The organism is Gordonia tangerina (assembly GCF_021556435.1).
Lineage (GTDB): Bacteria > Actinomycetota > Actinomycetes > Mycobacteriales > Mycobacteriaceae > Gordonia > Gordonia tangerina.
In genome coordinates this window covers 25092-50652 of sequence record NZ_JAKGCU010000025.1, presented here as the reverse complement: position 1 = coordinate 50652, position 25561 = coordinate 25092, and the positions used below count along the sequence as shown (strand labels likewise).

Genomic DNA, 25561 nt, shown 5'->3' with positions numbered 1-25561 from the left:
GTTCAGCGCTCGGGGTCGAGGACGAAGTCGTAGTCCACCACGACGCCTTCGCCGTTGGGGTTCTCCCTCGGATCCAGCATGAGTTCGGGCTTGACCGCCGACGCGATGTCGTCGTCATTGTGCGGATCACCGGGGAAGTACAGCTGGGTGGTGATCAGCTCATGGCCGGGTGCGCTCACCTTGAAGTGTAGGTGGGCCGGGCGCCAGGCGTGCCACCCGGCGGCCGCGATGAGCTGGCCGCACGCACCATCGGTCGGGATCTGGTAGGGCGCCGGACGCAGCGTGTGGATCTCGAATCGGCCGTCCTCGTTGACAGTCCAGGTACCGCGCAGATTCCACTCCGGCAAGCCCGGGGCGAACTGGGAGTAGAAGCCGAGGTCGTCGGCATGCCACAGTTCGACTTTGGCGCCGGTGAGCGGAGTGCCGTCGACGGCCCGCACCTGGCCCGCGAACACGAGTGGCGTGCCCGGTTCGTCGTCGCGCATCGGGATGGTGCCGTTCCACTCCAATTCCGGTGAGCCGTCCAGATAGTAGGGCCCCTCGATGGTGCCCTTGCTGCCCTCTCGGTGCTCGCTGGCGACCTCCTCGACGGAGTGCTCGAGCCAGACGTCGAGGAACAGCGGCCATTCGCCGTCCTCGCCGACCTTGATCAGCCACGCCTTGAGTGCGTTGTACTCGGCGTAGCTGACCTTGTCCTCGAGGATGATGTCGTTGAGGCCCTTGATGACCTTGGAGGCCAGGTAGTCGACGCGGGCGGTGTCGACGACACCCTCGCGGGTACCCGCCGATGCCATCCGTTCGCGGAATCGCGCCGAAGCGTTGGCGCCGGATTCGGCGGCCTTGGCGGTGACCTCGGCGTCAAAGCTGATGTCGGTCATGGGTCGTGCTCCTTCTTGATCGGCCGGTGGGCTGACGCATGCGGAATGAGGGCCGTCTCAGCCCGCTGCGATATCCGAGGGGTGGGTGGCCAGCGGGGTCACCGCGATGTCCATGTAGGCGAACAGCGGGAGCCCGGAGAGGATCTCGTGCAGTTCGTCGTTGTCGGTCACGTCGAAGATCGAGTAATTGGAGTACTCGCCGACGATCCGCCAGATGTGCGGCCATTTACCGCTGCGCTGTAGATCCTGCGAGTACCTCTTCTCGCGTGCCACGATCTCTGCGCGCACGTCGGGATCGAGGTCCCCGGGGATGTGGACATCCATCCGTACGTGGAACAACATCGTCAACTCCGATCGGTTCGATAGTGGGCGAGTTTGTCCGGGTCGATCTCGATCCCGATTCCGGCGGAGGCGCACCGGTGCAGGTGGCCGTCACTGATCTGCAGCGGATGCGCCAGCAGGTCATCGGTCATGTCCAGAAAGTTCGACAGCTCACCGGCATTGCGCGAGGTCGATTCGAACGCCGTCCCGAATGCCAGCGCGCAGGCCGTGCCGACCTGACCGTCGATCTGATTGCCGATCACGACCTCGAGTCCGAGTCCTTCGGCGAGATGATGGACGCGGCGAGACGCGGTGAAGCCGGTGCGAGCGGTCTTGATGCTGATGGCGGTGGCGGCTCCCGCGAGGATTTCCCGCGTGACATCGGCGGCAGTCGGCACCGACTCGTCGGCGATGAACGGCACATCGAGCTGCCCGACCAGCCATCGCCGGCCGATCACGTCGTCGGCCGGACACAGTTCCTCGGCGAACAGCAAACCGAGGTCGGCCATCTCCTTCATCGCCCGCGCCGACTCCGACGCCGTCCAGCCGCGATTGCCGTCCACGTAGAGATCGACATCGGCACCAAATCGGTCGCGTAGAGCGCGCACCACCGCGGTGTCGAGGTGTACCGGCCGACGCCCCACCTTCACTTTGAAGGTGGTGATGCCGTAGGTATCGCGCATCTTCTCGGCCTCGGCGACCATGGTGGCCGGGTCGTCGAAACCCAGCATGTGACTGACGCGCATGCGGTCGGTGTAGCCGCCGAGCAACTCGGCCACCGGTAGTCCCAGCGACTTTCCCAGTGCATCCCAGATCGCCATGTCCACTGCAGATTTCGCTGTGGGGTTACCCACGGTTCGGGCGAGCCGGCCGGTCACCACCTCACGCTCGAGCAGGGTCAGACCGATCACCTGCGGTGCGAACACCTTGTCGATCACCGCGACGATCCCGTCCTGAGTCTCGCCGTAGGTGAATGGGCGCGGTGGAGCTTCGGCGACCCCCACGATGCCGTCGTCGGTGTGCACCCGCACCAGCACATGTTCGGCGATATGCACTTCGCCGGAGGCGAACCGCAATGGTTTCGAATACGGGATGGCGAATGGTATCGCCTCCACTGCAGTGATCTTCATAGCTGTTCTCCAACGTAGGTGTCGTTCGGGGAGCGACGGGGCACGACCGAGTCCGCGGCGAATGCCGCCGCGATGACCTCGGCTACGCTGTGCACCACCGGGTTGTCCTGGCCGCCACGCCAGGCGAGGGCGAGTTCGACGCTGCCGGCGTCCACCAGGTCGCGAATGACCAACCCTTCCAGCGGAAGTGATCGCACCGACGCCGGCACCACCGCGACGCCCATCCCGGCGGCCACCAGCGCGAGCAGCACCGCCGTGCCCGGCGCCCGGTGCGCGCGGTGTGGCACGAAACCCGCGCGGTGGCAAGTGCGGACCGCCGCATCGTTGACCGCGGAGTCCTGGCTGTCGTACATCACGAACATCTCGTTGCGCAGATCCTCCACGGCGACCACCGGTTCCACCGCGAGGCGATGGTCCACCGACACCGCGAGCACCATCGGTTCCACGTCGATCAAACGCATGGCGATACCGTCGCCCACCACCGGCGGCCGTAGCACGCCGAGGTCGATGGACAGAGCACGCAGGCTGTCGCACTGCACCGGCGTCAGCATGTCGGATTGGATGTGCAGGTCGACATCCGGCAACTCCCGCTTGACCACCCGCGCGATGCGAGGAAGGTGGGAGAACGCGGCGATGCCCGTCAGACCCAACCGGATGACGCCACTGCGTCCCGCGGCGATGCGCCGGACACCTTCGACGGCATCGTCGACACCCGCGAGGATTCGTGCCGCCTCCCCCTGCAGATACTCGCCAGCGGGTGTCAGCGACACCTGCCGGGTGGTGCGTGTGAACAGGGTGACGTCGAGTTCGGACTCGAGTTGGCGAATGGCATACGACAGAGCCGGCTGAGCCACGTGCAGCTGGGTTGCCGCCTGCCCGAAGTGGCAGGTGTCGGCGACCGCTGCAAAGTAGCGAAGATGCCGTAGCTCCATGTCGTGCGACTCTCTGTCTCTCTCACCATTGAAAGTGGTCCGCTGTGATCGGCACCACGTCTGTCCCAACGGTAGGCCGATGATCCATACCAGACAAGAACATGATTTCCCGTTATTAATGAATCGCATCGATCAATAGGATGCTGGGTCAGGACTGGCAATGTTCCTGGGGTGACAGAGGCCACGCGATGCGAGAGTGCAGAGGACAGCCCACACTCTTGGAGGTAGGACATGACCGCGTCGATCACCGACAACCTGCAGCATGTGCACTCGGTTCTCACCGATGCCGTCATCGACGACCGCGAAGCCGGCATCTACCGGGCCAACCGCCGTATCTTCACCGACGAGGACATCTTCGAACTGGAGATGAAACACATCTTCGAAGGCAACTGGATCTACCTGGCGCACGAGAGTCAGGTGCCCAACCCCGGCGACTACTTCACCACCTACATCGGCCGGCAACCGGTGATGATCACGCGCGACAAGAACGGCGAGCTGCACTGCCTGATCAATGCGTGCGCGCACCGGGGCGCGATGATCTGTCGGCGCAAGACAGACAATCGGATGACTCTCACCTGCCCCTTCCACGGCTGGACCTTCCGCAACGACGGCACGTTGCTCAAGGTGAAGGACCCCGACGACGCGGGCTACCCGGACACGTTCAATGTCAACGGCTCGCACAACCTCACCAAGGTCGCACGCTTCGACAACTATCGCGGGTTCCTGTTCGGCAGCCTCAACGACGATGTGCAGTCGCTCGACGATCACCTCGGCGACACCCGGCTGATCATCGACATGCTGGTCGACCAGTCTCCCGAGCGCCTCGAGGTGCTGCGCGGTGCCTCCACCTATACCTACGACGGCAACTGGAAGGTGCAGGCGGAGAACGGCGCCGACGGCTACCACGTCACCGCGACACACTGGAACTACGCGGCTACCACCTCGCGACGCTCCACCGGCGAGTCGAAGAACGACACCAAGGCACTCGACGCGGGTGGCTGGGGCAAATCCGGTGGCGGGTACTGGTCGTACCCGAACGGGCATCTGTGCCTGTGGACGTGGGCGGCCAACCCCCAAGACCGGCCTCTCTGGGACAAGATGGATGAGCTCAAGAAGGAGTTCGGAGACGCCAAGGGCGAATTCATGGTGAAGGGCTCACGCAACCTCTGCCTGTACCCGAACGTATATCTGATGGATCAGTTCTCCACTCAGATCCGTCACTTCCGGCCGATTGCGCCGGACAAGACCGAGGTCACCATCTACTGCATCGCCCCGAAGGGAGAGAGCGATGCCGCCCGCTCCCACCGGATTCGGCAGTACGAGGACTTCTTCAACGCCTCGGGTATGGCGACGCCCGACGATCTCGAGGAGTTCCGTTCCTGCCAGCTCACCTTCCGCGCGCAGGCCGCGCCGTGGAACGACATGAGCCGCGGTGCCGAGCACTGGCTCAGTGGCCCCGATCCCGTCGCGGAAACCCTCGGCATGACCGGTGTCATCTCCGCAGGAGTCAGGAACGAGGACGAAGGCCTGTATCCCGTCCAGCACGGCTACTGGCTGGAGACAATGCGCAAGGCGGCCGCCCAGGAAGAGAACAGTCCTTCGGCGGTCGAGTAGCCCGAGGCGCCAGCCGAGAGCGTATCGAGCCCCGCCACCCCGCGATCTCGATACGCCACTCACTCCGTTCGCGGCTACTCGATCAGCAGTCGACCGCCGGTCGAGTAGCCCGAGGCGCTAGCCGAGGGTGTATCGAGACCCCGCCCCATCCCGCCGGTCGAGTAGCCCGAGGCGCTAGCCGAGGGCGTATCGAGACCCCGGCGACCTGACCCGCCAAACTCCGAACAGGACCCACCCCATGACCTCCACCCAGCCCGAAACCTCCACCACCACTGGAGAAAAGCTCATCACCCAGAACATGATCGAGCAGTTCCTCTACCGCGAGGCCCGGTACCTCGACGACCGCGAGTTCGAGAAATGGCTCGACTGCTACGCCGACGACGTCGTCTACTGGATGCCGTCGTGGGACGACGCCGACCGTCTGACCGAGAATCCACAGCGCGAGATCTCGCTGATCTACTACGGCAACAAGGGCGGCCTCGAGGACCGGGTGTTCCGCATTCGCACCGAACGGTCGTCGGCCACCTCACTGCCGGAGCCGCGGACGAGTCACAACATCACCAATGTCGAGGTGATCGAACGGCGTGGCGACCTTGTGGACGTTCGGTTCAACTGGCACACCATGTATTTCCGGTACAACACCGTCGACCCGTACTACGGGACCTCGTTCTATACCATCGACTTCTCCGGTGAGCAGCCACTCATCCGTCGCAAGACGATCGTGCTGAAGAACGACTACATCCACCATGTGGTGGACGTCTATCACTTCTAGGAATTCGAGCAGATGACTGTCACCACCGACCGAGACCTGTCCGCGCCCACCGGCGCCGACGACCGCACCCACCAGGTCGCGCTGGCCTTCGAGGACGGTGTCACCCGGTTCATCACCTGTCGTGAGGACCAGACCGTCGCCGACGCCTCCTATCGTCAGCGCATCAACATTCCACTCGACTGCCGGGACGGCGCCTGCGGAACGTGCAAGTCGTTCTGCGAATCCGGCGATTACGATGGCGGCACCTACATCGAGGACGCACTGTCAGCCGAGGAGTCCGCCGAGGGCTATGCACTCCCCTGCTGCATGAAGCCCACATCCGATCTGGTGCTGCAGATCCCGGCGACCTCCGACATCGCCAAGACCCAGGCCTCGACATTCACCGGTACGGTCGTCGAGATCGAACGCCTGTCCGAGTCGACGATGCGGCTGGTGATCGAAATCGCCAACCGCGGCGATCTGGCCTTCCTCCCGGGCCAGTACGTGAACATCGCCGTACCCGGCACCGACGACGGCCAGGGCGAACTGCTCACGCGCTCCTACTCGTTCGCCAACGGACCCCATGAAGAACGACTGGTCTTCCTGGTGAAGCTGACGCCGGGCGGCGCGATGTCGACGTACCTGACCGAACGCGCCGCCCGCGGGGAGGCGATCACCTTCACCGGACCGCATGGTTCCTTCTTTCTGCGCGAGGCCGCCCGACCGGTGCTGCTGTTGGCCGGCGGTACCGGGTTGGCACCCATTCTGTCGATGTTGCGCAAGTTGCAGGACGACGACAGTCGTCGCAAGGTGCACCTCATCTACGGTGTGTCCACCGACACCGATCTGGTGGCATTCGACGAGATCGAGTACTTCGCCCGCGAGTTGCCCGGATTCACCTGGGACCACTGCGTTTCCGACCCGGACAGCACCGCTCCCAACAAGGGCTATGTGATGAGTCTTATCTCTCCGGACCACCTCTACGACGGTGACGTTGCGATCTACCTGTGCGGACCCCCACCGATGGTCGAGTCGGTCCGCACCCACGTGGCCGACGCCGGCATCGATCCGACCGGTTTCTATTACGAAAAGTTCGCGCTCGCGGTTCCGTCGGCATCCACCACTTCGGTCGCCCAGACTCCGGCAACCGACGTGGCACAGACTGTGATCACCGTCGAGGACAGCGTGATCCCCACGGGCGATGCACGCGCGATCGCCGGGCAGATCACCTTGCCGGCGGTCGAGCTCTCGCCGTGGTGGGGGCCGGTTGCCGAATCCACCGACGACGACAGCCGATTCCGCATCGCGGGCCAGCAGGTGTGGCGTTCCACCGGGAACAACGCGGATATCGACCCCGACGATGGTCGACTCATCTTCGTCGACGCGCGGGGCATCGCGGGCCACGAGGTGTTCGTCCCCAGCGACATCGAGCCGCTCTCGGTACCCGAAACGGGTTCGGCGTCAGCGGTGGCCGACGACACGCCGGCGGTCGGCACTCCCGACACGACGACGATCACGCCCGAGGGCTACCAGATCGGCGAGGAGCATCCGGAGATCCACGAGTCCGACGCGCTCTTCGAGGCCAGGGCCGCACTCGAACTCGGCGCTTTGGAACTGACTTTCGGACGACTGACCAGTCAACAGCTCGCCGGGTACCGACTTCTGGCAGAGACCACGTTGCCGTTCGTAGACGGCGATCGATTCGTCGATGCCGCCGAGTACACCGAGACCAATGCCAACTTCCACGACTACCTGTTCAGCCTGACCGGCAACACTCATCTCCTCGACGCATATCAGGCTCTGGGCGTGAAAGGACGTATGAGTGAGGTGCTGCGCAACGCCACCTGGTGTCATCCGCTGTGTGCCCGCGACCACGTCGACATCGTCGCCGCCTTCGAGTCGGGCGACCGCGACGCCGCGCGGGCTCTGATCGCCGCGCACGCCGACCGCTCCAAGCAGACCATGCGGCGTGCGATGGCCGACGAGATGGCCGCTCGTCGGCCGCGTTTCGTCACCCCCGGCCGTTTCGCCGGCAAGGTCGTCGTGGTGACCGGCGCCGCGCAGGGCATCGGCGCGGCCACCGCGCGCCGCATCAGCGCCGAGGGCGGCAAACTGGTGCTGGCAGACCGGTCGGACCTGGTGGCCGAGTTGGCCGACGAACTGACCGCGTCCGGCGCCGCCGCCGTACCCGCGATCGCCGACCTCGAGGATTTCGGTGGCGCGGAAGCGGTGATGTCCTCGGCGCTCACGGCCTTCGACCGGGTCGACGTGCTGATCAACAACGTCGGGGGCGCCATCAATTTCAAGCCGTTCACCGAGTTCACCGACGGCGAGATCCGCGCAGAGATCGACCGTTCACTGATGACGACGCTGTTCGCGTGCCGGGCGGTATTGCCGTCGATGGTGGCCCACGGCGGCGGCGTCATCGTGAACGTGTCGTCGGCGGCCACCCGCGGTATCAACCGCATTCCATACTCCGCGGCAAAGGGCGGCATCAACGCGATCACCGCCTCGCTGGCGATGGAATATGCGGAGTCGGGCATCCGGGTGGTCGCCAGCGCGCCGGGTGGCACCGAGGCACCACCGCGCCGGGTATCGCGCGGCACTCCGACGCCGGCCAATGCGACCGAACAGGACTGGTTCCAAGCGCACATCGACCAGACGTTGTCGTCGTCGTTGCTCAACCGCTATGGCACACTCGATGAGCAGGCTGCGGCGATCTGCTTCCTGGCCTCCGACGAGGCCTCCTACATCACCGGCACGGTGCTGCCGGTCGCGGGTGGAGATCTGGGCTGACGGTGTTCGGCACCGCGGGACCCCGGTTCGGACATACGATGGGGCGATGATGGTCGTCGCCGCCTGCGTCGGGCGGGAGCAGGAGATCGCGACCATCCTCGCCCGCAGCCACGCCGCCCGCCGGACCGAGTTCATGATGATCATCGGCGAGCGGGGCATCGGCAAGTCGACCTTGCTCACCCATCTTGCGAACCGGCACAACGAGTCTGCGGACACCGCACGCACGCTGTACGCGCAGGCGTCGGCTTCCGATCACCAGTCCGCGGGTGGTGTGCTGCGTCAGCTCACCCAGTCGTCCGACGCCAGCAGGGCGGCACTGGCCGACGTGCTCGGTGACCTCGACGCGCCCACCCTCATCACGATCGACGACGCCGAGTTCGTAGACGAGGAGTCGATGCAAACGTTGCTCGCGGTCATCCGCGAACAGCGCGATCGTCCGACGCTGGTGGTGATGTCGATGACGCCGTCCACTATCGGCCGACCGCCCGGTCTCCTCGCCGACGAGCTGCGACTTCGTGGTATCGCTGCTCCCGCAGTGGCCGAACTCGCAGCGCAGCGAGGAATCGTGCTGCACCCGGCGATGCTCGAGAGCCTCACCCGCCACACCGGCGGGAATCCTCGGCACATCGTGTCCCTGCTCGATGAGCTGCCTGCCGGGACGTGGTCACGCACCGGGATCGCGCTGCCGGCACCGAGTTACCTGGTCGACGACGTCCGAACGCGGCTGCACAAATGCTCGGCGCCCGCCCGTGCGCTGGTGGAGTCGCTGATGATCGTCGATGAAGGCGAACCGCTCTCGACGGCGGTCACGCTCGCCGGACTCGACGCCCCGCTGGCGGCGCTCGATGAAGCCGGCGACAGTGGGCTCATCACCCTCGGGGCGGCGCTGACACCCGCCGACGCACAACCGCGACCGACCGATCCGCTCATCCGTGCGGCAGTGCTCGAGATCATGGGGATGGAGGCCGTCGGTGCCGCACACCACCGCGCAGCCGAGTTGGTGAGCGACCCGGCACGTCGGATGCATCACCAGGTGTCCGCCACCCCGACAACCGATCCCGAACTGGCGAATGACCTCGATGACCTTGCGCGTCGTCGCTCTGCCGACGGCGCCTGGGCCGAAGCGGCCGGATTGTTCCGCCAAGCGGCCCGACTCACGTCCGACCCGGTCCCGCGTGACACCCGCGTCACCCTCGCGGTTGACGCCCTGCTCGCCGCAGGCGACTGTGTTGGCGCGGCAGCACTGGTACCCCTGGTGGAGAGCCTGCGTGAAACCCCCTTGCGCAACGCGACTCTCGCCTATCTGGCAATCCTCCGCGGTCGAGCCGCAGAAGCCCGGGTTCGTCTGGATCGCGCATGGGACATCGTCAACTTCGACCGTGAACCAGACATCGCAGCCCTGATCGCCCAGCGTTACGTTCTTCACAATCTGGTCCGCTGTCAGGGCGACGAACTCGTCGAATGGGCCGACCGGGCAATCACCATGGCGGGCAGCCAATCCCCGGCCGGGGTCGAGGCTGCGGTGATTCGCGGTCTGGGCCTGGCATGGTCGGGGCGACCGGCCGAGGCGACGGCCGAGTACGCCGATCTCACCGATCGGATCCGGTTCGGGGCGCAAGCGCAGCGGGCCACCATGGGTCGCGGCTGGCTTCAGTTGGGTCTCGACGATGTCGGGGCCGCGCGTAGCAATCTGGAGACTGCGGTCTCGATGGCAACACTCGGTGGTTCCACCCGCATCTCGTTGTGGGCACTGGCGTGGCTGGCGCGCACACAATTCCTCACCGGCGACTGGGAAAGCGCCCTGCACAACGTCGAGCAGGGTCGAGCACTGGCCCGCAGCAGCGGTATCGAGCTCGCGAGTCCGCTGTTGAACTGGACCGCAACCGCCATCCATTCGCTGCGCGGCGATTGGCCCGACGCCGAGCGCAGCGTTGCCGACGCCGCCACCAGCGTCGGCGACTACGAGATCATGCGTATTCCAGAGCTGTTGGCCCGGGCACAGATCGCCGAAGCGGCTGCCGATTACGAGAAGGTGCGACGCATCCTGGAACCGTTGGTGACGATGGCCGCCGACGTGCCCGGCCTGGCCGAGCCCGGCTGGTGGCCGTGGGTCGACGTGCTGGCCAACGCCCTGGTCATCGGCGGCGAACTCGAATCCGCCGATGCTCTGCTGACGCCCTACGAGACGCTCGCCGAGCAGCGCGGGCATCGGTCGGCGAGTGCGCGACTGAAGTACGCGCGCGGACGGTATCTCGGCGCCATCGGCGACATCCACCAGGCCAAACGCGCCTTCTCCGAAGCACTCGAACTGCTCGACGGCCTGCCGTTGCGATACGACCGCGCCCGGGTCAACTTCGCGTACGGTCAGACCTTGCGCCGAGCCGGGAAGCGACGCGCGGCCGACGCCGTGATCGGTACCGCCCGGGAACTGTTCGTCTCGCTTGGCGCGACCACCTACGTCGAGCGTTGCGAGCGAGAACTCAAGGCGGGCGGTCTGAATGTCAGCCGCGGCGAACGCGGTGATGTGGAACTGACGCCACAGGAGGAGGCGGTCACCGCACTCGTCGCGCGCGGACTGTCCAACCGGGAGGTGGCCGCGGAACTGTTCATCTCACCAAAGACCGTGCAATACCACCTGACCCGGATCTATGCGAAGCTCGGCGTACGCTCCCGATCCGAGCTCGCCGCGTTGCGCCGGCCGTCGACCGCCGAGTGAGCCAGCGGCTCGACAGCCCGAGCCGATGGTCGAGTAGTCCACGACCCACACAATCGCTGGTCGAGTCGACGAGCCGCTAGGCGAGTCGACGTATCGAGACCGAGTCACCCCACGTGGCCTCGATACGCTGCCTCGCCTGGCGGCTCGGTAGCTACTCGACCAGCGACGAAACCGCTCAGTAGCTATCCTTGGATCGAGTCGGCACTGAGCCTGCGACAGGTCGGCTCGAGATCCGCCCAACCAATGGACGAATAGTCCACCATCCGCCCAACCGAGGGTCGACGTATCGAGATCGACGAGCGACAGAACCACTCGACCAATGGGCCGCACGGCTCAGTTGACCAGAGCAGAGGTCCGATCAGTGAGTGGGGCACCGGTTTTGGCCTGCGCATCGGCGAGCGTCACGTCCGGCGCCAGCTCGGTGACATCGAAACCCGAACCGGTCACGTCGAATACGCCGAGATCGGTGATCACCCGGCTGACGACCGACCGTCCGGTGAGGGGCAGCGAGCATTCGGCCACCAGTTTGGGGTCGCCCTTCTTGGTGGTGTGTTCCATCAGGACGATGACCTGACCGGCCCCGTTGACCAGGTCCATGGCGCCGCCGATGCCCTTGACCATGGCGCCGGGCACCATCCAGTTCGCGAGGTCGCCGTTGGCGGCCACCTGCATCCCGCCGAGTACCGCGACGTCAACGTGTCCACCGCGGATCATCGCGAAACTCGTTGCGGAGTCGAAGAAGGAGGCGCCCGGTAGGACGGTCACGGTCTGCTTCCCGGCGTTGATGAGATCCGGATCGACCTGGTCCTCGTAAGGGTACGGTCCGACGCCGAGGATGCCGTTCTCCGCGTGCAAGGTGATGCCGGAGTCATCCGGCAGATGATCGGGAATCATCGTGGGAAGCCCGATTCCGAGGTTCACATAGTCCCCGCGGCGCAGCTCTCGGGCGGCCCGCGCGGCCATGTCGTTGCGTGTCCAGGTCATGGTTGTCTCCTAGGTGAGTGCCGGCTCGGCGTCTGCGGCGCTCGGCCGTACACGAGTGGTGCGCTGCTCGATCTCTTTGCGGGCGGCCTGTTCCGGGGTCAGTTCGACGACCCGCTTGACGAAGATGCCTGGCAGATGGATGTCTTCGGGTGCGAGTTCGCCCACCTCGACGACCTTCTCGGCCTCGACTATGGTGGTGCGTCCCGACATGGCGGCGGGAGGGTTGAAGTTTCGTGCGGCCGCATGGAATTTGCAGTTTCCTGCCTTGTCCACCACCGCGGCCCGGATCAACGCATAGTCGGTGACGATGGCTTCCTCGAGCACCATGTCCTGACCGTTGAAGGTCCGCACCTCCTTCGACGGCGACGCCAACGCGACGCTTCCGTCGGGGTGGTAGCGCCACGGCAACCCACCCTCGGCGACCAGGGTGCCCACACCCGTCGGGGTGTAGAAGGCGCCGATGCCACTGCCGCCGGCACGCATGCGCTCGGCCAGAGTGCCCTGCGGGGTGAGTTCCACAGTCACCTCGCCGGCCAGGAACTGCCGCCCGAACTCCTTGTTCTCACCGATGTAGGAGGCGATGACCTTGTCGATCTTGCGGGCTTCCAACAGAAGTCCGAGACCGGCCCCGTCCACTCCGCAATTGTTCGACACGATGGTGAGGTTGCCGGCGCCCTGCTCGAGGAGTGCCTCGATCAAGAACCAGGGGATGCCGGCGAGTCCGAAGCCTCCCACCGCCAGACTTGCTCCGTCGGGGATGTCGGCGACGGATTCCGCCGCCGATGCGGCCAGTTTGTCGATGCTCATGCCTGCTCCAGGTGTTCGATGAGTGCGGGAGTGATGATCTCGGGTTGTTCTGCATTGGCCAGGTGTGCCGACTGCTCGACGACCAGCAACCGGCCGTCCTTCACACTGTCGGCGATCTCGGCCAGTTTCGGCGGCGGAGTGGCCGGGTCGTCGGCGCCCGCGATGGCCAGGGTTGGCGCGCTGATCGTGGCCAGACCACCGCGTTGGTCCATCATCGCGATGGCCTCGCAGCAGCCGGCGTAGCCTTCGGCGGGCGTGGCAGCGACCATGTCCTCGTAATAGCCGGCCGAAGCCGGGTTGGCAGCGAGATATGCCGGAGTGAACCACCGCTGCACCACAGCCTCGGCGACAGCACCGGTCCCGTGCTCGCGCACGGTGGCCGCCCGGTCGGACCACGCCGATGACGGCGTGAGCTGAGCTCCGGTGCACAACAGCACGAGCCGGTCGACCCGCTCCGGATTGCGGGCGGCGAGCCGCATCGCGGTCATCCCGCCGAGCGAGAGTCCCACGATGTGTGCGTGCGTAACCCCGAGCCGATCCAGCAGCGCCACAACGTCGTCGGCGAGATCGTCGATGGTGTACGGCCCTGCCGGTACCGGCGTTTCACCGTGACCGCGGGTGTTGTAGCGGACGACCCGGAACCGTTGTTCGAGCGCCGGCACTTGGGCGTCCCACATGCGGTAGGTGGAGCCGAGCGAATTGGACAGCACCACCACGGGTCCGTCCGGACGCCCGGTGACGACGTGGTCGACCTCGACGGCGCTCACTCGACCACCTCGAAGATGGCAGCGAGTCCCTGTCCGCCGCCGATACACATCGTCTCCAGCACGTGGCGGGCATCGCGGCGGCGGGCCTCGTGCGCGGCGGTGGCCAGAATGCGTGCCCCGGTGGCGCCGATCGGATGTCCCAGTGAGATCCCAGAACCGTTGGGGTTCAGCCGATCGTCCTCGGGGTCGACCTTCCACTCGGCCAGCACGGCGAGCACTTGCGCGGCGAACGCTTCGTTGAGCTCGATCAGGTCGATCTCGTCGAGGGTGAGGCCGGCCCGCTCGAGCGCTGACGCGGTGGCGCTCACCGGCCCGATACCCATCGTCTCCGGCGCACAGCCGGTGACCGCCCACGACCGCAGCGCGAGGACGGGGTCCAGACCACGCCGCTGCGCCTCGTCGCGAGTGGTCACCACGCACATGGCTGCGCCGTCGTTCTGCCCGGACGCATTACCGGCGGTGACGGTCGACTCCGGATCGATCTTGCCCCGGATCGGCCGCAGCTCGGCCATGGATTCCACGGTGGCGTCGGCGCGGGGATGCTCGTCGCGATCGACCACCACGTCCGGTTTGCCGCGTCGCCCGGGTACGGTCACGGGTACGAGCTCCTCGGCGAAGCGGCCTGCCTCGTGCGCGGCGATCGCACGCTCATGTGAGCGCACCGCCAGTTGGTCTTGTTCGGCACGCCCGATGCCGTATCGCGCGCGGAGATTTTCGGCGGTCTCGATCATGCCACCGGGCACCGGATGGCGCTCGCCGCCGGCGGTGAGCCGCCCCCGGTCGAGCCGGTCCATCAGCTCGACGCCGCCTTGACGCACGCCGGTCCGCAGCCCGAGTGCGTAGTGCTCGACATTGGACATCGACTCGGCGCCACCGGCGATCACCAGGCGGGCACCCCGGGTGGCAACCTGAGCTGCGCCGTTGAGCACTGCCTGCAGTCCGGACCCGCAACGCCTGTCCACTTGCATTCCGGGCACTCCGGTGCCGAGGCCCGCGTCGAGCGCCGCGATTCGGCCGATCGCGGGGGATTCACCGTTTGCATATCCCTGCCCCAGCACCACGTCATCGATGTCGCCATCGCCCAGGCCGGTCCGCGTCGCGAGCTCACGCAGCAATCCGGTGGCCAGGTCAGTGACCGTCAAGCGAGCGAGCGCACCCCCCATGCGCCCGACGGGTGTGCGCAGTGGCGAGCAGATGACGATGTCGGTTCCGGAGGTCATACAACTACGATAAGAACCGGCTTCGATATTGAGAAGTATCTATTTCGAGCACAGTGATATGCGTAAAGTCTTAATGATGGAATTGCGCCATCTCCGATATTTTCGCGCGGTCGCCGAGGAACTCCACTTCGGCCGAGCCGCAGAGCGCCTGCACATCGCACAGCCGCCGTTGTCGCAACAGATCCGACAGCTCGAGGCCGAACTCGGGGTGACCCTGCTGGTTCGATCGACCCGCCGGGTGGAACTCACGCCGGCTGGGCACGCCTACCTCGAGCGCGTGGAGTCGATTCTGGACGCGGTCGACGTCGCGGGAATCCAGGCACAGCGAGTCGCCGAAGGTCGGGCGGGCACGCTCGCGGTCGGCTGTGTGGGCTCGGCGACGTACTCACTGCTGCCGCGGCTGGTGCGGGCGCTACGCGAGGAGCTACCCGACCTCGAGGTCAGCGTGCACGGCGAGATGCTGGCCCCGGCGCAGCTGTCGGCGCTGGAGACCGGGGAGATCGACATCGCGCTACTGCGTCCACCGGTGGGTAGCTCCGATCTGGTGGTGGACATCATTCGCCACGACAAACTGTTCGTCGCGGTCCCCGAGGAACTGCCCATCGGTGCCGCCGATGGCGTGCACGCCGAGGACCTGCGTGATGCCGAGTTCATCGCCCACGTCGGTCATGGCCGATCGGTGATGAACGGGGTGCTGGCGACGATCTGCGCCGGAGCCGGATTCGTGCCGCGTATCCGCCACGAGGTGGCCGAGACCTCGACGCTGGTCACGCTGGTGGCTGCCGGGCTCGGTGTCGCCCTGGTTCCCGAACCCACCGCCGCGCTGGGGATCGCCGGTGTGCGCTATCTCCCCCTTCGGCCGGGCGCCCCAACCGTCGAGCTCGCGGTGGCCCGACTCGCCGGTGAGCCGTCGCCGGCGATCGAGCACGCGCTCACCGTCCTACGCCGTGTCGCGGTTGGCTCCTGACTTCAGCGGCCGGCTGCGGCAACGCGCGCCTGGATGGCGTCGACGAACACGTTCTGGATGTCCTCGGGGGTCTCCGCGACGTAGGTCGACCCGCCGGGCGTGGCCTCGGCGATCTGCTCGAGCGCGTCGGTATCGGCGTCATCGGAGATACCGATGGTCAAGATCAACACCGGGCGGGCGGGATCCTCCAGCGACTTCAGCTCCGACAACAACTCGTCGAGGCTGATGCTGTCCGGATCCTCGTTCTGACCATCGGTCATGATGATCACCGAGTTCGAGTAGTTCGGGTCGTAGCTGTTCTGAACCTCTTTGAAGGCCGCGAGGGTTGTGTCGTACAGGCCCGTACCACCGCCGAGCTGCGATGGCGCCAGACCACGCTGCACCGCGCGGCCGAGCTGGTCACGATGCGTTCCGCCGCCGGCCGAGTTCGCGTCGAGACGCTTGATGGGCGACAACCACTTCCAGTCCTGACCGGGACCACCCTTGTCGATACCGAACGCCCACCCCCCGATCGAGGCGTTGTTGGGGAACAGTTTCAGCCCGGTCATCGACGCGTCGATGAGCAACTCGGCGCGGGTGGTATCCCCGGCAGGCGCGGCCATCGAACCGGAGGTGTCCTGCACCACCAACGTGCGGATCGGCACGCCGAGCACCTGCCATTGCCGAATGGCCTTGTCGACCTGGGAGGGATCGTCGAGCTGCAGTCGCTGCACCTGCCCCACGCCGGCGTTGTCGGGCAGCGGGTCACCGTCCGGATTCCGGTAGCCGGATTCGTTGAGCGCCGCGAGTCCGTCGTCGGAGGCGAGTCGGTCCATCAGCGCCTGTCCGGCCTCGGCAGCCGTGTCCTGACGGGACGTGCTCGCCGTGTTGACCATCGGATAGTCCAGCATCACGGTTCCGTCTGCCGGCACAGACGCGGTCAGGCCGGCATCACTGTGTGTCCGCATGTACAGCAGATACTGCTGCTCGGTGGTGACCACCGGAACACCCGTGGCGTTCGCGAGGTTCAGCCGGGCGCCGTCGCTGTCGTTCTCCAGACGTGCGTTGTTCTGTTGGACCGCGAGCACCGTCATCGCCGACGTCAACTCGTCCTCGGTCAGTGCGCCCCCGTTGACCTCGGTGAGTGCACCGACGATGGGGGCATCCCCGGTGCTCGTGTCGATTGGGCTGCCGGTACGCAGATCTGGCAGCTTCATCACGTCGACCCAGCTGTTGAGTTCTGGAACGTCCTTGCCGACGACGACTGTCGGCGAGGTGGCGATCGACGGGGAGACCAGATTCAGGTCCCGACGCACCTGGGTCAGGACCCGGCGAGCCTGGATCTGCGAATCGGCCACCCACAGGTCCGGCGCCTGCTCGCCACTGGTGAGCTGCCCGGGAACCTCCGCGCCGGCAACCCCGCTGACCTGATAGTCGAAACATGAATCCGCGGACGCCTGCTGCGCGACCGACTGCAGTGCGCTGGTCATCGCCGGATCGGAGGCGACCGCCACCGATGTCCGGTCGCCGCAGCCGACCGCGCCGGTTCGCCACAGGACGAACCCGGTGACCAGCGCGACCACCAGGATCAGCGCCGCGATGCCCCAGATCAGGCCCCCGCGGCGACCCGACGATGACCGGCGATGTTCGAAACCGAATCCGTCATCGCCAGATGCGGGGCGCGCAGGCGCGGCAAACGGTCCACTGGCCGGCATGTCGATCGGACCGCTGCGTGATGCCGACGGTTCATTCGGCCCGCCCGATCGCGGCGAGCGCGGTTGATCCCCGTCCGAACTATGACGCCCCACGCCGTCTCCCCCTTGTCACGCAATCAATACGCGGTGGATCAGCCGAAAACCGTGCGGAATGTCGTCAACGACTTGCGCAGATCCCCGGACACCGCCATCGCCGCCGCCTTGCCTGCGGGGCCGATGAGCGGCAGACCACCCAGATCGACAGTGAACGTTACTGTCGAACCGGCATCGGTGGGAAGGATGCCGAGATCGAGCTTGGCCTTCACCCCACCTTTGCCATTGCCTTTGAGGCGCACCTGCTCGAACGGTCGGTACGTCTCGATCAGCCAGTCGAACCGGACCCTGGTGCCCTTGACCTTCACCACCGACGCCAGCGTCACGCCGGCCGCGAGTTCATCAGCACTGGGCACTGGCGAACGCCACCCGTCGTGCAGCAGCAGCCACTCGGAGAACCTCGACAGATCCGACGCTGCCGCCCAGGTATCCTCGACGGACAAGTCCACGTCGATGGAGTCACTCGTCTTGGCCATGGTCAGTGAGCCTAGCGTCAGCCTCGAGGCCCGAGCCCTACTGGGCACCGTTCTCGTCGGTCACGGAGTCGCCGCCCGCATCACCGAGGTCGAGGCCTACGGCGGCCGCGACGACCCGGCGTCACACGCGTACCGGCGTACCCCCCGCTCGGAGATCATGTACGGGCCGCCCGGACGCCTGTACGTCTACCGCATCCATGGCCACCACTGCGCGAACGTGGTGACCGGCCCCACCGAGCAGGGGGCGGCGGTCCTGATCCGCGCCGGGGAGATCGTCGACGGCCTGGCGACCGCGCGCGACCGACGGCCCACCGCCGGCAACGACGCTGCGCTGGCGCGCGGCCCCGGCAACCTGACCCGCGCCCTCGGGATCACGATGGCCGACCTCGGCACCGACCTCGGCGAACCCCACCCGGTTCGCCTCGACGCGACGGGGCGACCGGCAGGTGTGCACATCGCGGTCGGCCCGCGGGTCGGGGTGCGGTTGGCCGCCGACGTCGCATGGCGCTACTGGATCGTCGGCGACCCCTCGGTGTCGGCCTACCGACGCCACCCGCGCGCTGCTGCCGCCGGCGATCCCGAGGCAGGCCTCACTGCTGAGGCGGATTCGGGTTCTGCTGGGTCGGGTTCTGCTGGGTCGGGTTCTGCGGGTTCCGCTCGGGCGGTTGCGAATTCGGATCATTCGACGACTCGGCGCCGACGGCCTTCTTGACCGCGTCCTGCGCCTTGTCGACGTGACCGGCATACTTGCCGCCGGTCGCTTTGTCGATGTAGGAGCCACCCTTTTCGATCAGGTGCGGGTTGCCCCGGAGCGTGTTCTTGGCCTTGTCCACGAGTCCCTTGAGATCCATACGGACCACCCTAGTTATTTCTCGGCGAATGCGACGCCCGCGCATCCCGAACCGCGATCAATCTGGGTACCACTCGTGACACCGCTTCGACGGCGGCCACACCGACGGCGCCCACCATGACCGCCACCGAGACCATCTGTACGTTCGACGAGTCGAGTCGGAAGAGTTCCTGAGTCCACGTCCAGGTGAAGATGAGCACGTAGGCCCCCACCGACAGCGCCAGCAACGCGACTTTCCACCAGGTGTACGGGCGGGCCACCACCGCGAGCACATAGAGCGCAACCATCAGCAGGGTGATCAGCGCGGCAGTGGCGGCCTGCGTCTGTTCCGGGGTGAAGTCGATCGAGTCCTTGGCCCCGACAGCCATCTCGTTGCCGCCCGGGTTGACGATGATGTAGGTCGCGAAGGTGGCGAGTCCGACGATGATCCCGTTGGGTACCGCCTGCGCCAGGACCCGGCGGACGAATCCGGTTCGTGCGCGCTCGGAGTTGGGCGCCAGTGAGAGCACGAACGCCGGTATCCCGATGGTGAACCATGCCGAGATGGTGACGTGGATCGGCTGGAACGGATAGCTGATCGACCCGAATCCGAACACCTCACCGCACACGCCGGCCACCCCCACCAACAGGGCAAGCAGGACGGCGTACACCGTCTTGGTGAGAAACAGGTTGGAGACGCGCTCGATGTTGCCGATGACCCGACGCCCCTCGGCCACCACGTATGGAAGGGTCGCGAACTTGTTGTCGAGCAACACGATCTGGGCCACCGACCGCGCCGCGGAACTCCCGGAGCCCATCGCCACCCCGATGTCGGCGTCCTTGAGTGCCATTACGTCGTTCACACCGTCACCGGTCATCGCCACCGTGTCCCCGCGGGACTGCAACGCGGCAACCATGGCCCGTTTCTGATCGGGCCGCACACGGCCGAAGGTGACGCCGCGGCCGACGACGTCGGCGAGTTCGTCGGTGTCGGTGGGCAACGACCGTGCGTCCACTGAGGTCGCCGGGCTACCGAGCCCAAGCGAGGCCGCGACGGCTCCGACCGAGGCAGCGTTGTCCCCGGAGATGACCTTCACCTGTACCCGCTGTCCGGCGAAATAGTCGAGTGTGTCTCGTGCGTCGGGCCGGACCCGCTGTTCGAGCACCACCAGCGCGATCGGTGTCACGGTTCCAGGCGCCACCCGGTCATCCGATGGAGGTGTGTCCACGGTGACGTCGGTGCGCGCCAACAGCAGCACGCGCAGGCCTTGCACACCGAGCTCGGCGGCGTCGGCGGCGACGTCGCTGTCCGCATCGAGCAGCACGTCGGGAGCACCGATCAGCCAGTTACCCATGTCGGCGTCGGTGGTGTCGTCGCGGAACGACATCCCGCTCCACTTCTTTGCCGAGGTGAACGGCTCGAGCGCGCTCATCGTCCAGCGAGGCGGATCGGGATAGGCCTCGGCAAGTGCTTGGATGCTCGCGTTGGGGCGCGGGTCATGCGCCGCGATCGCTGCCAGGACACGGTCGACCTCGCCGACTTCGGTCGCGTCGACGGCGTCGACTCCCCGGGTCAACCGAACATCGGCGAGGCGCATCCCGTTCTCGGTGAGCGTCCCCGTCTTGTCGGCGCAGACCACGTTGACACGCGCCAGTCCCTCGATGGCGGGCAGCTCGTTGACGAGACACTGCCGCTGACCGAGCCGGACCACGCCCACCGCGAACGCGATCGAGGTCATCAGCACCAGCCCCTCGGGCACCATCGGCACGAGTGCGGCAACCATGCCGAGCAGCGCCGCGCGAATGCCGTTGTCACTGATGAACAACTGATTGATGATCGTGAGGATGCCGGCCGGGATCAACAGCCAGGTGATCACCTTGAGGATCTGATCGATACCCGATCGCAGTTCCGAGGAGACCAAGGTGAACTTCGACGCCTCGGCGGCCAGCTGCGCGGCATACGCGTCCGCACCGACCCTGGTGGCGCGGTAGGCGCCCGCCCCCGCGACCACGAAGCTGCCGGACAGGATCGGGTCGCCGGGCGTTTTGTCCACGGCATCGGCTTCACCGGTCAGCAGCGACTCGTCGACGTCGACGGCGAGCGCCTCGACCATCTCACCGTCGACCACGATCTGATCGCCGGGGCCGATCTCGATGATGTCGTCGAGCACCACCTCGTCGGGAGCGACGTCGGTCGACTCACCGTCGCGGCGAACGACAGGCCGGGCCTGACCGACGATCGCCAGTTTGTCCAGCGTCCGTTTGGCCCGGACCTCCTGGATGATTCCCACACTGCTGTTGGCCACGATCAACAACCCGAACAGGCCGTTGATGAGCGAACCGGTGGACGCGACGATGACGAACAGCACGCCAAGGATGGCGTTGATGCGGGTCAGCACATTGGCGCGGACGATGTCGAAGACCGTCCGCCCGGAGCGGTCCGGCCGGTCGTTGACCTGGCCGTCGGCTACCCGGCGCGCGACCTCGGCAGCGGTCAACCCGGGGTTGTCGGCAGTCTCGGTCGTAACCTGTGTCACGCGCTCTTCTCCCACCAGCGCGGCATCTCGAGCCCCGTCCCGGTCCGGTGGAGCAGATGCACGGTGCCGCCCGGCGGCGGAATCAGTACGTCGGTGGGATTGACCACTGCCGCCGGCAGCAGCCGTGCGATCGGATCCCCCCAGGAATGTCGGGCCAGGTTGAAGGTGCCCCAGTGGATGGGGATCATCACCGATTCGCGATCACGTGCAAGCATCCGGTGCACCACGACGGCCTCTTCCGGCGTGACGTGCACATCGGGCCACACCGGGTCATAGGCACCCACTGCCGTCAGCGACGCATCGACCGGGCCGAGCCGGGCAGCGACATCTTCGAAGTGTTCCGAGAACCCTGTGTCGCCCGAGAAGAAGACACGGTGTACCGGGCCGGCCATCACCCAGCTCCCCCAGAGCGCCAGATTGCGGGACAGCGAACGTCCGGAGAAGTGCCGCGCCGGGCAGCAGATGAAGGTGATGTCGCGTCCACCGGCCGACACCGTGACCTCGCCCCACCAGTCGGCCTGATCGATCCGGTCGGCGGCCACGCCCCAGGCGATGAGATGTGCGCCTACCCCGATCGGTGCGACGAACCGTGCCTGCGGATGCAGCAGCGCCAGGTCGACAACGGTCGCCATGTCGAGGTGGTCGTAGTGGTCGTGGCTGATCAGCACCACATCTATGGAGGGCAGGTCGGCGACGGTGACCGGCGCCGCATGCATCCGGGCCGGTCCAACGGTCTGCGACGGCGAGCAGCGACGACTCAGGACCGGGTCGGTGAGCACCCGCACCCCGTCGATCTCGACGAGCACCGACGCGTGCCCGAGCCAGGTGATCTGTAGGTCTTCGACGTCGCCGGAGAAGGCGGGCGCCAACACCGGAACGGGCCGACGCGGCTTGCCCGGGCGACGGGCCATGTCGAGCACCACGCGCAGATCGGCGTCCACCTGCGACGGCGCATGGTCGAGGTTGCGGAAGAACCCGTCGCGCAGATTCGGTGAGCCATGCGTGAAAGCGCCGATCTCAGTGGCACTTGCACCAAGGGCGCGTGCCGCCGGCACGCCCCCACGGGCCAGGGAACCGGTCGCCGACTCCAGCGCAGTCCGTCCGGCCGCCGCCAGGGTCGTTGCGGCGCGTCGTGCCAGGCCCGGGGACACTGAGCCGATCGTCGAGGTCACGGACCCAGGGTAATGCCGTCGCGCCCGATGCCGCGGATGGATCGCCCGCCACGGCGTTCATGGCGCCGCGCCAGACGAAACTGTCCCCATTCATGGGGCCATCCAGCACATCCGGTCCGATCTGCACTGATAGTCTGCTCCGGATATGTTCACCGCGCATGCGCAGGTCGCAGGCGCTCAGGGGGGTAATGCGGTTTGGCACGGATGTCAGTCGAGCAACGACGGACGGCGTTGATCGAAGCCGCCTACCGGGTCATCGCCGACCACGGTGTGGAGGGGGCGACGACCCGCCGCATCTGTTCGCACGCCAATATGCCGCTGGCGAGCTTTCATTATGCGTTCGACAGCCGCACATCGTTGTTGAGCGCGGTCATGGAAACCGCGGTCCCCTCGGACATCGGCCGGATGCTCGAGGCGATCCTCCCGATGACGGCCGACTCCGAGGCGCGCGGCGTCGAGGCGATGCGCAAGAACATGCAGGCTCACCTCGAGGCCTTCTACCGGCTGCTCAAGGCCGACCCCGGGCGCATGCAGGCGACGATCTCACTCGGCATCTACGCCCACAATCACGCCGAGTTGCAGGCTGTCGGCAAGCAGATGTACCAGCGGCTCTACGAGGTCGCCACGATCGGCCTCGAGGTTGCTGCCGAGCGGTCCGGAGTGCGCTGGATCGAGCCGACAGCGAACCTCAGTCCGGTGATCATCGCGACCACAAACACGATCACCTTGACCTATCTGAGCACGTCTGACGACGTGGCCATCGCGAAGATCATCGAATTGATGGTGACCGCACTCAGCGCTTACCTCATCGAGGACTGACCGAACGGAGATGTCGAGGCGCTGCCGGATCGTTCGGTGAACGATCCGGCAGCGACCACAATCAACGTGTGATGACGCTCAGTGCGATGTCATCAGGCCGGCGGTTGAGCGGGCAGCACATGTTCGCCGGTCTTGTCGCAGGACAGAGCCAGCGAACTGATGTACTGCTTCTCGCCGTTGGGCCCTGGCACGTTGGAGGCGATCATGTCCGGACGCTCGAAGTCGATCCCGGTCACGCAGCATGTGAGGCGAACGTCGGTGGGGTTACCGTGCTCGTCGTACATCGGGATGTCGATCCCGTCGTCGGTGCGGCGCAGGTAGTACTTGCCCTGTGTCGCCGTGGCGATGATAGGCGGCAGCACCAGCGCGAGGATCAACGCGACCAACGGTGAGTACGGCTGGATGGCATCGCCGAACACGTGGAAGTACACCATGATCGACACGCCCCCGGCCACGATCACCGACACGAAGCCGACCGGGTTCACGTTGTAGAGCATGCCGCGCCGGAACTCTGGCTCCTTGGGCGAGATCTTCAGCAGATACTTGTTGATCGCGATGTCGGAGGCGACCGTCACGATCCACGCGATCGCGCAGTTGGCGTAGAAGTTCAACAGTTCGTTCAGGAAGCTGAACATGTTGGCTTCCATCAGCGCGATTGCGATGGCGACGTTGAACACCAGGAAGACGAGCCGGCCCGGGTAGGTCTTGGTGACCCGGGTGAAGCTGTTGGTCCACGCCAGCGAGCCCGAGTAAGCGTTCGTGACATTGATCTTGACCTGGCTGATCACCACCAGGATCACGGCGAGGGTCATTGCCAGCCAGTGCGGCATGAACTCTTCGTAGACGGCGAGGAACTGCTGGACGGGCTCATTGGCCACACCCGCCTGTTCGGCGAAGTTCATGATCAGATAAACGGCCAGGAACAACCCGACGATCTGCTTGATGGCGCCGAAGATGACCCATCCGGGGCCGGCCGTCAGCACAGCGGTCCACCATTTGCGATTGTTATCCGGCGTCTTGGGCGGCATGAAGCGCAGGTAGTCGATCTGCTCGGCGATCTGGGCGATCAATGAGAGACAGACACCGGCGGCGAGCATCGTTCCGGCAAACGACACGCCATGGCCTGCTTGGCCATCGGTTCCGCCGCTGAACGCGAAGAAGTCACCGATCGCGTCGGGATGCTTGATCACCAGATAGAGGAACGGGAAGACCATCATGATCAGCCACAGCGGAGTCGTCCAGACCTGCAGCTTGGCGAGGGTGTTCATCCCGTAGATCACCAGCGGGATGATCAACACCGACGACAGCAGATAGCCAAGCCACAGTGGGATATTGAGACCCAGTTTGAGACCTTGAGCCATGATCGAGCCCTCGAGCGCGAAGAAGATGAACGTGAAGGACGCGAAGATGACGTTGGTCAGGACCGATCCGTAATAGCCGAAACCGCTTCCGCGCGTGATGAGGTCGAGATCGATGTTGTAGCGCGCCGCGTAGTAGGCCAGCGGATAGCCGGTCAGCACAATGACGATCGCGAAGAACGCGATCCCGAGCAGTGCATTGCCGGTACCGTTGGCGATGCCGACGTTGGCACCGATCGCGAAGTCGGCCAGATAGGCGATGCCACCCAGGGCAGAGATGGCGACAACACCCGGGCCCCACTTGCGATAGCTCCGTGGAGCGAATCGCAGTGTGTAGTCCTCGAGCGTCTCGCGTGCGGCGGCGGCCTGCGCACCGGTCGCGACGATACTGTGTTCAGCGCTCTCGATCTCACCGATGTCCTCGGTGAATTCCGATTCTCTCGACATACCTCTCCCTCACCGGACCCGGCATCAACCAGGGGTGGTCAACGCCTTGGCTGAAAGTAGGGACCAAGGGTTTCGGTCACTTGATCGATATGTTTCGTCTGTGAAAACTGCGGCGCGGCATGGAGTTCGAGGCTCTTAATGTCCGATTTGGGCGTATTTTGGGATTCATGGGACACGCATTCGTGGCGATGCGCACGTGTCCAGTCGCGCGCATGTCGAACCGACGAGATCTACCGCTGACCTGTGCGAACGT

General features: G+C 65.9%; 20 protein-coding genes and 1 pseudogene. 7 read left to right on the top strand and 14 right to left on the bottom strand.

Annotated features, from left to right (window positions below):
* Positions 1–2 precede the first annotated feature (2 nt).
* Genes catA through L1892_RS20450 form a run of 4 tightly spaced genes read right to left on the bottom strand, consistent with a single transcriptional unit; the run spans position 3 to position 3261 of the window.
* Positions 3–878: a catechol 1,2-dioxygenase gene (gene catA, locus L1892_RS20465; RefSeq protein ID WP_235725487.1), complete on the bottom strand. Its 876-nt coding sequence runs from the start codon at positions 876–878 to the stop codon at positions 3–5.
* A gap of 57 nt (positions 879–935) precedes the next feature.
* Positions 936–1220, bottom strand: coding sequence for a muconolactone Delta-isomerase (gene catC / locus L1892_RS20460; RefSeq protein ID WP_235725486.1), 285 nt, complete (start codon positions 1218–1220; stop codon positions 936–938).
* A gap of 2 nt (positions 1221–1222) precedes the next feature.
* Positions 1223–2329, bottom strand: a complete 1107-nt coding sequence (locus tag L1892_RS20455; RefSeq protein ID WP_235725485.1) for a mandelate racemase/muconate lactonizing enzyme family protein — start codon at positions 2327–2329, stop codon at positions 1223–1225.
* On the bottom strand, positions 2326–3261 hold the full coding sequence (locus L1892_RS20450) for a LysR family transcriptional regulator (RefSeq protein WP_235725484.1): 936 nt from the start codon (positions 3259–3261) through the stop codon (positions 2326–2328). Before L1892_RS20450 ends, L1892_RS20455 begins: the two co-directional genes overlap by 4 nt.
* 231 nt (positions 3262–3492) lie before the next feature.
* Here L1892_RS20450 and benA point away from each other — a divergent pair, with 231 nt between their 5' ends.
* From benA to L1892_RS20430, 4 genes are all read left to right on the top strand, one after another.
* Entirely contained in the window at positions 3493–4875 is a 1383-nt protein-coding gene (benA, locus tag L1892_RS20445) for a benzoate 1,2-dioxygenase large subunit (protein ID WP_235725483.1), read from the top strand.
* Positions 4876–5113: 238 nt separating this feature from the next.
* The gene (gene benB / locus L1892_RS20440; RefSeq protein WP_272492746.1) at positions 5114–5647 is read left to right on the top strand and encodes a benzoate 1,2-dioxygenase small subunit; all 534 of its coding nucleotides are present in this window, start codon (positions 5114–5116) and stop codon (positions 5645–5647) included.
* A 12-nt stretch (positions 5648–5659) separates the two neighbouring features.
* A complete protein-coding gene (benC, locus tag L1892_RS20435; RefSeq protein WP_235725482.1) occupies positions 5660–8422 on the top strand; it encodes a benzoate 1,2-dioxygenase electron transfer component BenC in 2763 nt (920 codons plus the stop codon).
* Positions 8423–8468: 46 nt separating this feature from the next.
* Positions 8469–11138: a helix-turn-helix transcriptional regulator gene (locus L1892_RS20430; RefSeq protein ID WP_235725481.1), complete on the top strand. Its 2670-nt coding sequence runs from the start codon at positions 8469–8471 to the stop codon at positions 11136–11138.
* Positions 11139–11471: 333 nt separating this feature from the next.
* Here the strand turns inward: L1892_RS20430 and L1892_RS20425 are convergent, their stop codons facing one another.
* Genes L1892_RS20425 through L1892_RS20410 form a run of 4 tightly spaced genes read right to left on the bottom strand, consistent with a single transcriptional unit; the run spans position 11472 to position 14916 of the window.
* Positions 11472–12122 carry a 3-oxoacid CoA-transferase subunit B gene (locus tag L1892_RS20425; RefSeq protein WP_235725480.1) on the bottom strand — a complete coding sequence of 217 codons (651 nt, stop codon included), beginning with the start codon at positions 12120–12122 and terminating at the stop codon, positions 11472–11474.
* Between the two features lie 9 nt (positions 12123–12131).
* The gene (locus L1892_RS20420; RefSeq protein ID WP_235725479.1) at positions 12132–12929 is read right to left on the bottom strand and encodes a CoA transferase subunit A; all 798 of its coding nucleotides are present in this window, start codon (positions 12927–12929) and stop codon (positions 12132–12134) included.
* Positions 12926–13696 carry a 3-oxoadipate enol-lactonase gene (gene pcaD / locus L1892_RS20415; RefSeq protein WP_235725478.1) on the bottom strand — a complete coding sequence of 257 codons (771 nt, stop codon included), beginning with the start codon at positions 13694–13696 and terminating at the stop codon, positions 12926–12928. The genes L1892_RS20420 and pcaD overlap by 4 nt, the downstream gene beginning before the upstream one ends.
* Complete coding sequence (locus L1892_RS20410) at positions 13693–14916, bottom strand: acetyl-CoA C-acetyltransferase (protein ID WP_235725477.1); 1224 nt, start codon at positions 14914–14916, stop codon at positions 13693–13695. Before L1892_RS20410 ends, pcaD begins: the two co-directional genes overlap by 4 nt.
* A 76-nt stretch (positions 14917–14992) precedes the next feature.
* Here L1892_RS20410 and L1892_RS20405 point away from each other — a divergent pair, with 76 nt between their 5' ends.
* On the top strand, positions 14993–15883 hold the full coding sequence (locus L1892_RS20405) for a LysR substrate-binding domain-containing protein (protein ID WP_235725476.1): 891 nt from the start codon (positions 14993–14995) through the stop codon (positions 15881–15883).
* 2 nt (positions 15884–15885) lie between these two features.
* Here L1892_RS20405 and L1892_RS20400 read toward each other — a convergent pair whose 3' ends face one another.
* Together L1892_RS20400 and L1892_RS20395 are read right to left on the bottom strand one after the other, a co-directional pair.
* A complete protein-coding gene (locus L1892_RS20400; protein ID WP_372475326.1) occupies positions 15886–17670 on the bottom strand; it encodes a substrate-binding domain-containing protein in 1785 nt (594 codons plus the stop codon).
* 38 nt (positions 17671–17708) lie between these two features.
* Entirely contained in the window at positions 17709–18146 is a 438-nt protein-coding gene (locus tag L1892_RS20395; protein ID WP_235725474.1) for a type II toxin-antitoxin system Rv0910 family toxin, read from the bottom strand.
* Here L1892_RS20395 and L1892_RS20390 point away from each other — a divergent pair.
* Positions 18124–18714 (top strand): annotated as a pseudogene (locus L1892_RS20390) (DNA-3-methyladenine glycosylase); the annotation flags it as partial. The gene L1892_RS20395 and the pseudogene L1892_RS20390 sit on opposite strands and share 23 nt — an antisense overlap.
* Positions 18715–18736: 22 nt before the next feature.
* Here the strand turns inward: L1892_RS20390 and L1892_RS20385 are convergent.
* Genes L1892_RS20385 through L1892_RS20375 form a run of 3 tightly spaced genes read right to left on the bottom strand, consistent with a single transcriptional unit; the run spans position 18737 to position 22684 of the window.
* On the bottom strand, positions 18737–18997 hold the full coding sequence (locus tag L1892_RS20385) for an antitoxin (protein WP_235725473.1): 261 nt from the start codon (positions 18995–18997) through the stop codon (positions 18737–18739).
* A gap of 10 nt (positions 18998–19007) precedes the next feature.
* Positions 19008–21512 (bottom strand): HAD-IC family P-type ATPase, encoded by a 2505-nt coding sequence (locus L1892_RS20380; protein WP_235725472.1) that lies wholly within the window; start codon positions 21510–21512, stop codon positions 19008–19010.
* On the bottom strand, positions 21509–22684 hold the full coding sequence (locus L1892_RS20375; protein WP_372475324.1) for an MBL fold metallo-hydrolase: 1176 nt from the start codon (positions 22682–22684) through the stop codon (positions 21509–21511). The genes L1892_RS20380 and L1892_RS20375 overlap by 4 nt, the downstream gene beginning before the upstream one ends.
* 195 nt (positions 22685–22879) lie before the next feature.
* Between L1892_RS20375 and L1892_RS20370 the strand changes: the two genes are divergently transcribed.
* Positions 22880–23503 (top strand): TetR/AcrR family transcriptional regulator, encoded by a 624-nt coding sequence (locus L1892_RS20370; RefSeq protein ID WP_235725471.1) that lies wholly within the window; start codon positions 22880–22882, stop codon positions 23501–23503.
* Positions 23504–23595: 92 nt separating this feature from the next.
* On the opposite strand, the gene L1892_RS20365 is transcribed toward L1892_RS20370, so the two are convergent.
* Positions 23596–25308, bottom strand: a complete 1713-nt coding sequence (locus tag L1892_RS20365; protein ID WP_235725470.1) for a purine-cytosine permease family protein — start codon at positions 25306–25308, stop codon at positions 23596–23598.
* Positions 25309–25561 lie beyond the last annotated feature (253 nt).

Excerpts from the sequence above, each read along its gene's own strand:
- catA (WP_235725487.1), bottom strand. The coding sequence starts at position 878 with ATGACCGACATCAGCTTTGACGCCGAGGTCACCGCCAAGGCCGCCGAA.
- catC (WP_235725486.1), bottom strand. The coding sequence starts at position 1,220 with ATGTTGTTCCACGTACGGATGGATGTCCACATCCCCGGGGACCTCGAT.
- L1892_RS20455 (WP_235725485.1), bottom strand. The coding sequence starts at position 2,329 with ATGAAGATCACTGCAGTGGAGGCGATACCATTCGCCATCCCGTATTCG.
- L1892_RS20450 (WP_235725484.1), bottom strand. The coding sequence starts at position 3,261 with ATGGAGCTACGGCATCTTCGCTACTTTGCAGCGGTCGCCGACACCTGC.
- benA (WP_235725483.1), top strand. The coding sequence starts at position 3,493 with ATGACCGCGTCGATCACCGACAACCTGCAGCATGTGCACTCGGTTCTC.
- benB (WP_272492746.1), top strand. The coding sequence starts at position 5,114 with ATGACCTCCACCCAGCCCGAAACCTCCACCACCACTGGAGAAAAGCTC.
- benC (WP_235725482.1), top strand. The coding sequence starts at position 5,660 with ATGACTGTCACCACCGACCGAGACCTGTCCGCGCCCACCGGCGCCGAC.
- L1892_RS20430 (WP_235725481.1), top strand. The coding sequence starts at position 8,469 with ATGATGGTCGTCGCCGCCTGCGTCGGGCGGGAGCAGGAGATCGCGACC.
- L1892_RS20425 (WP_235725480.1), bottom strand. The coding sequence starts at position 12,122 with ATGACCTGGACACGCAACGACATGGCCGCGCGGGCCGCCCGAGAGCTG.
- L1892_RS20420 (WP_235725479.1), bottom strand. The coding sequence starts at position 12,929 with ATGAGCATCGACAAACTGGCCGCATCGGCGGCGGAATCCGTCGCCGAC.
- L1892_RS20410 (WP_235725477.1), bottom strand. The coding sequence starts at position 14,916 with ATGACCTCCGGAACCGACATCGTCATCTGCTCGCCACTGCGCACACCC.
- L1892_RS20405 (WP_235725476.1), top strand. The coding sequence starts at position 14,993 with ATGGAATTGCGCCATCTCCGATATTTTCGCGCGGTCGCCGAGGAACTC.
- L1892_RS20395 (WP_235725474.1), bottom strand. The coding sequence starts at position 18,146 with ATGGCCAAGACGAGTGACTCCATCGACGTGGACTTGTCCGTCGAGGAT.
- L1892_RS20385 (WP_235725473.1), bottom strand. The coding sequence starts at position 18,997 with ATGGATCTCAAGGGACTCGTGGACAAGGCCAAGAACACGCTCCGGGGC.
- L1892_RS20365 (WP_235725470.1), bottom strand. The coding sequence starts at position 25,308 with ATGTCGAGAGAATCGGAATTCACCGAGGACATCGGTGAGATCGAGAGC.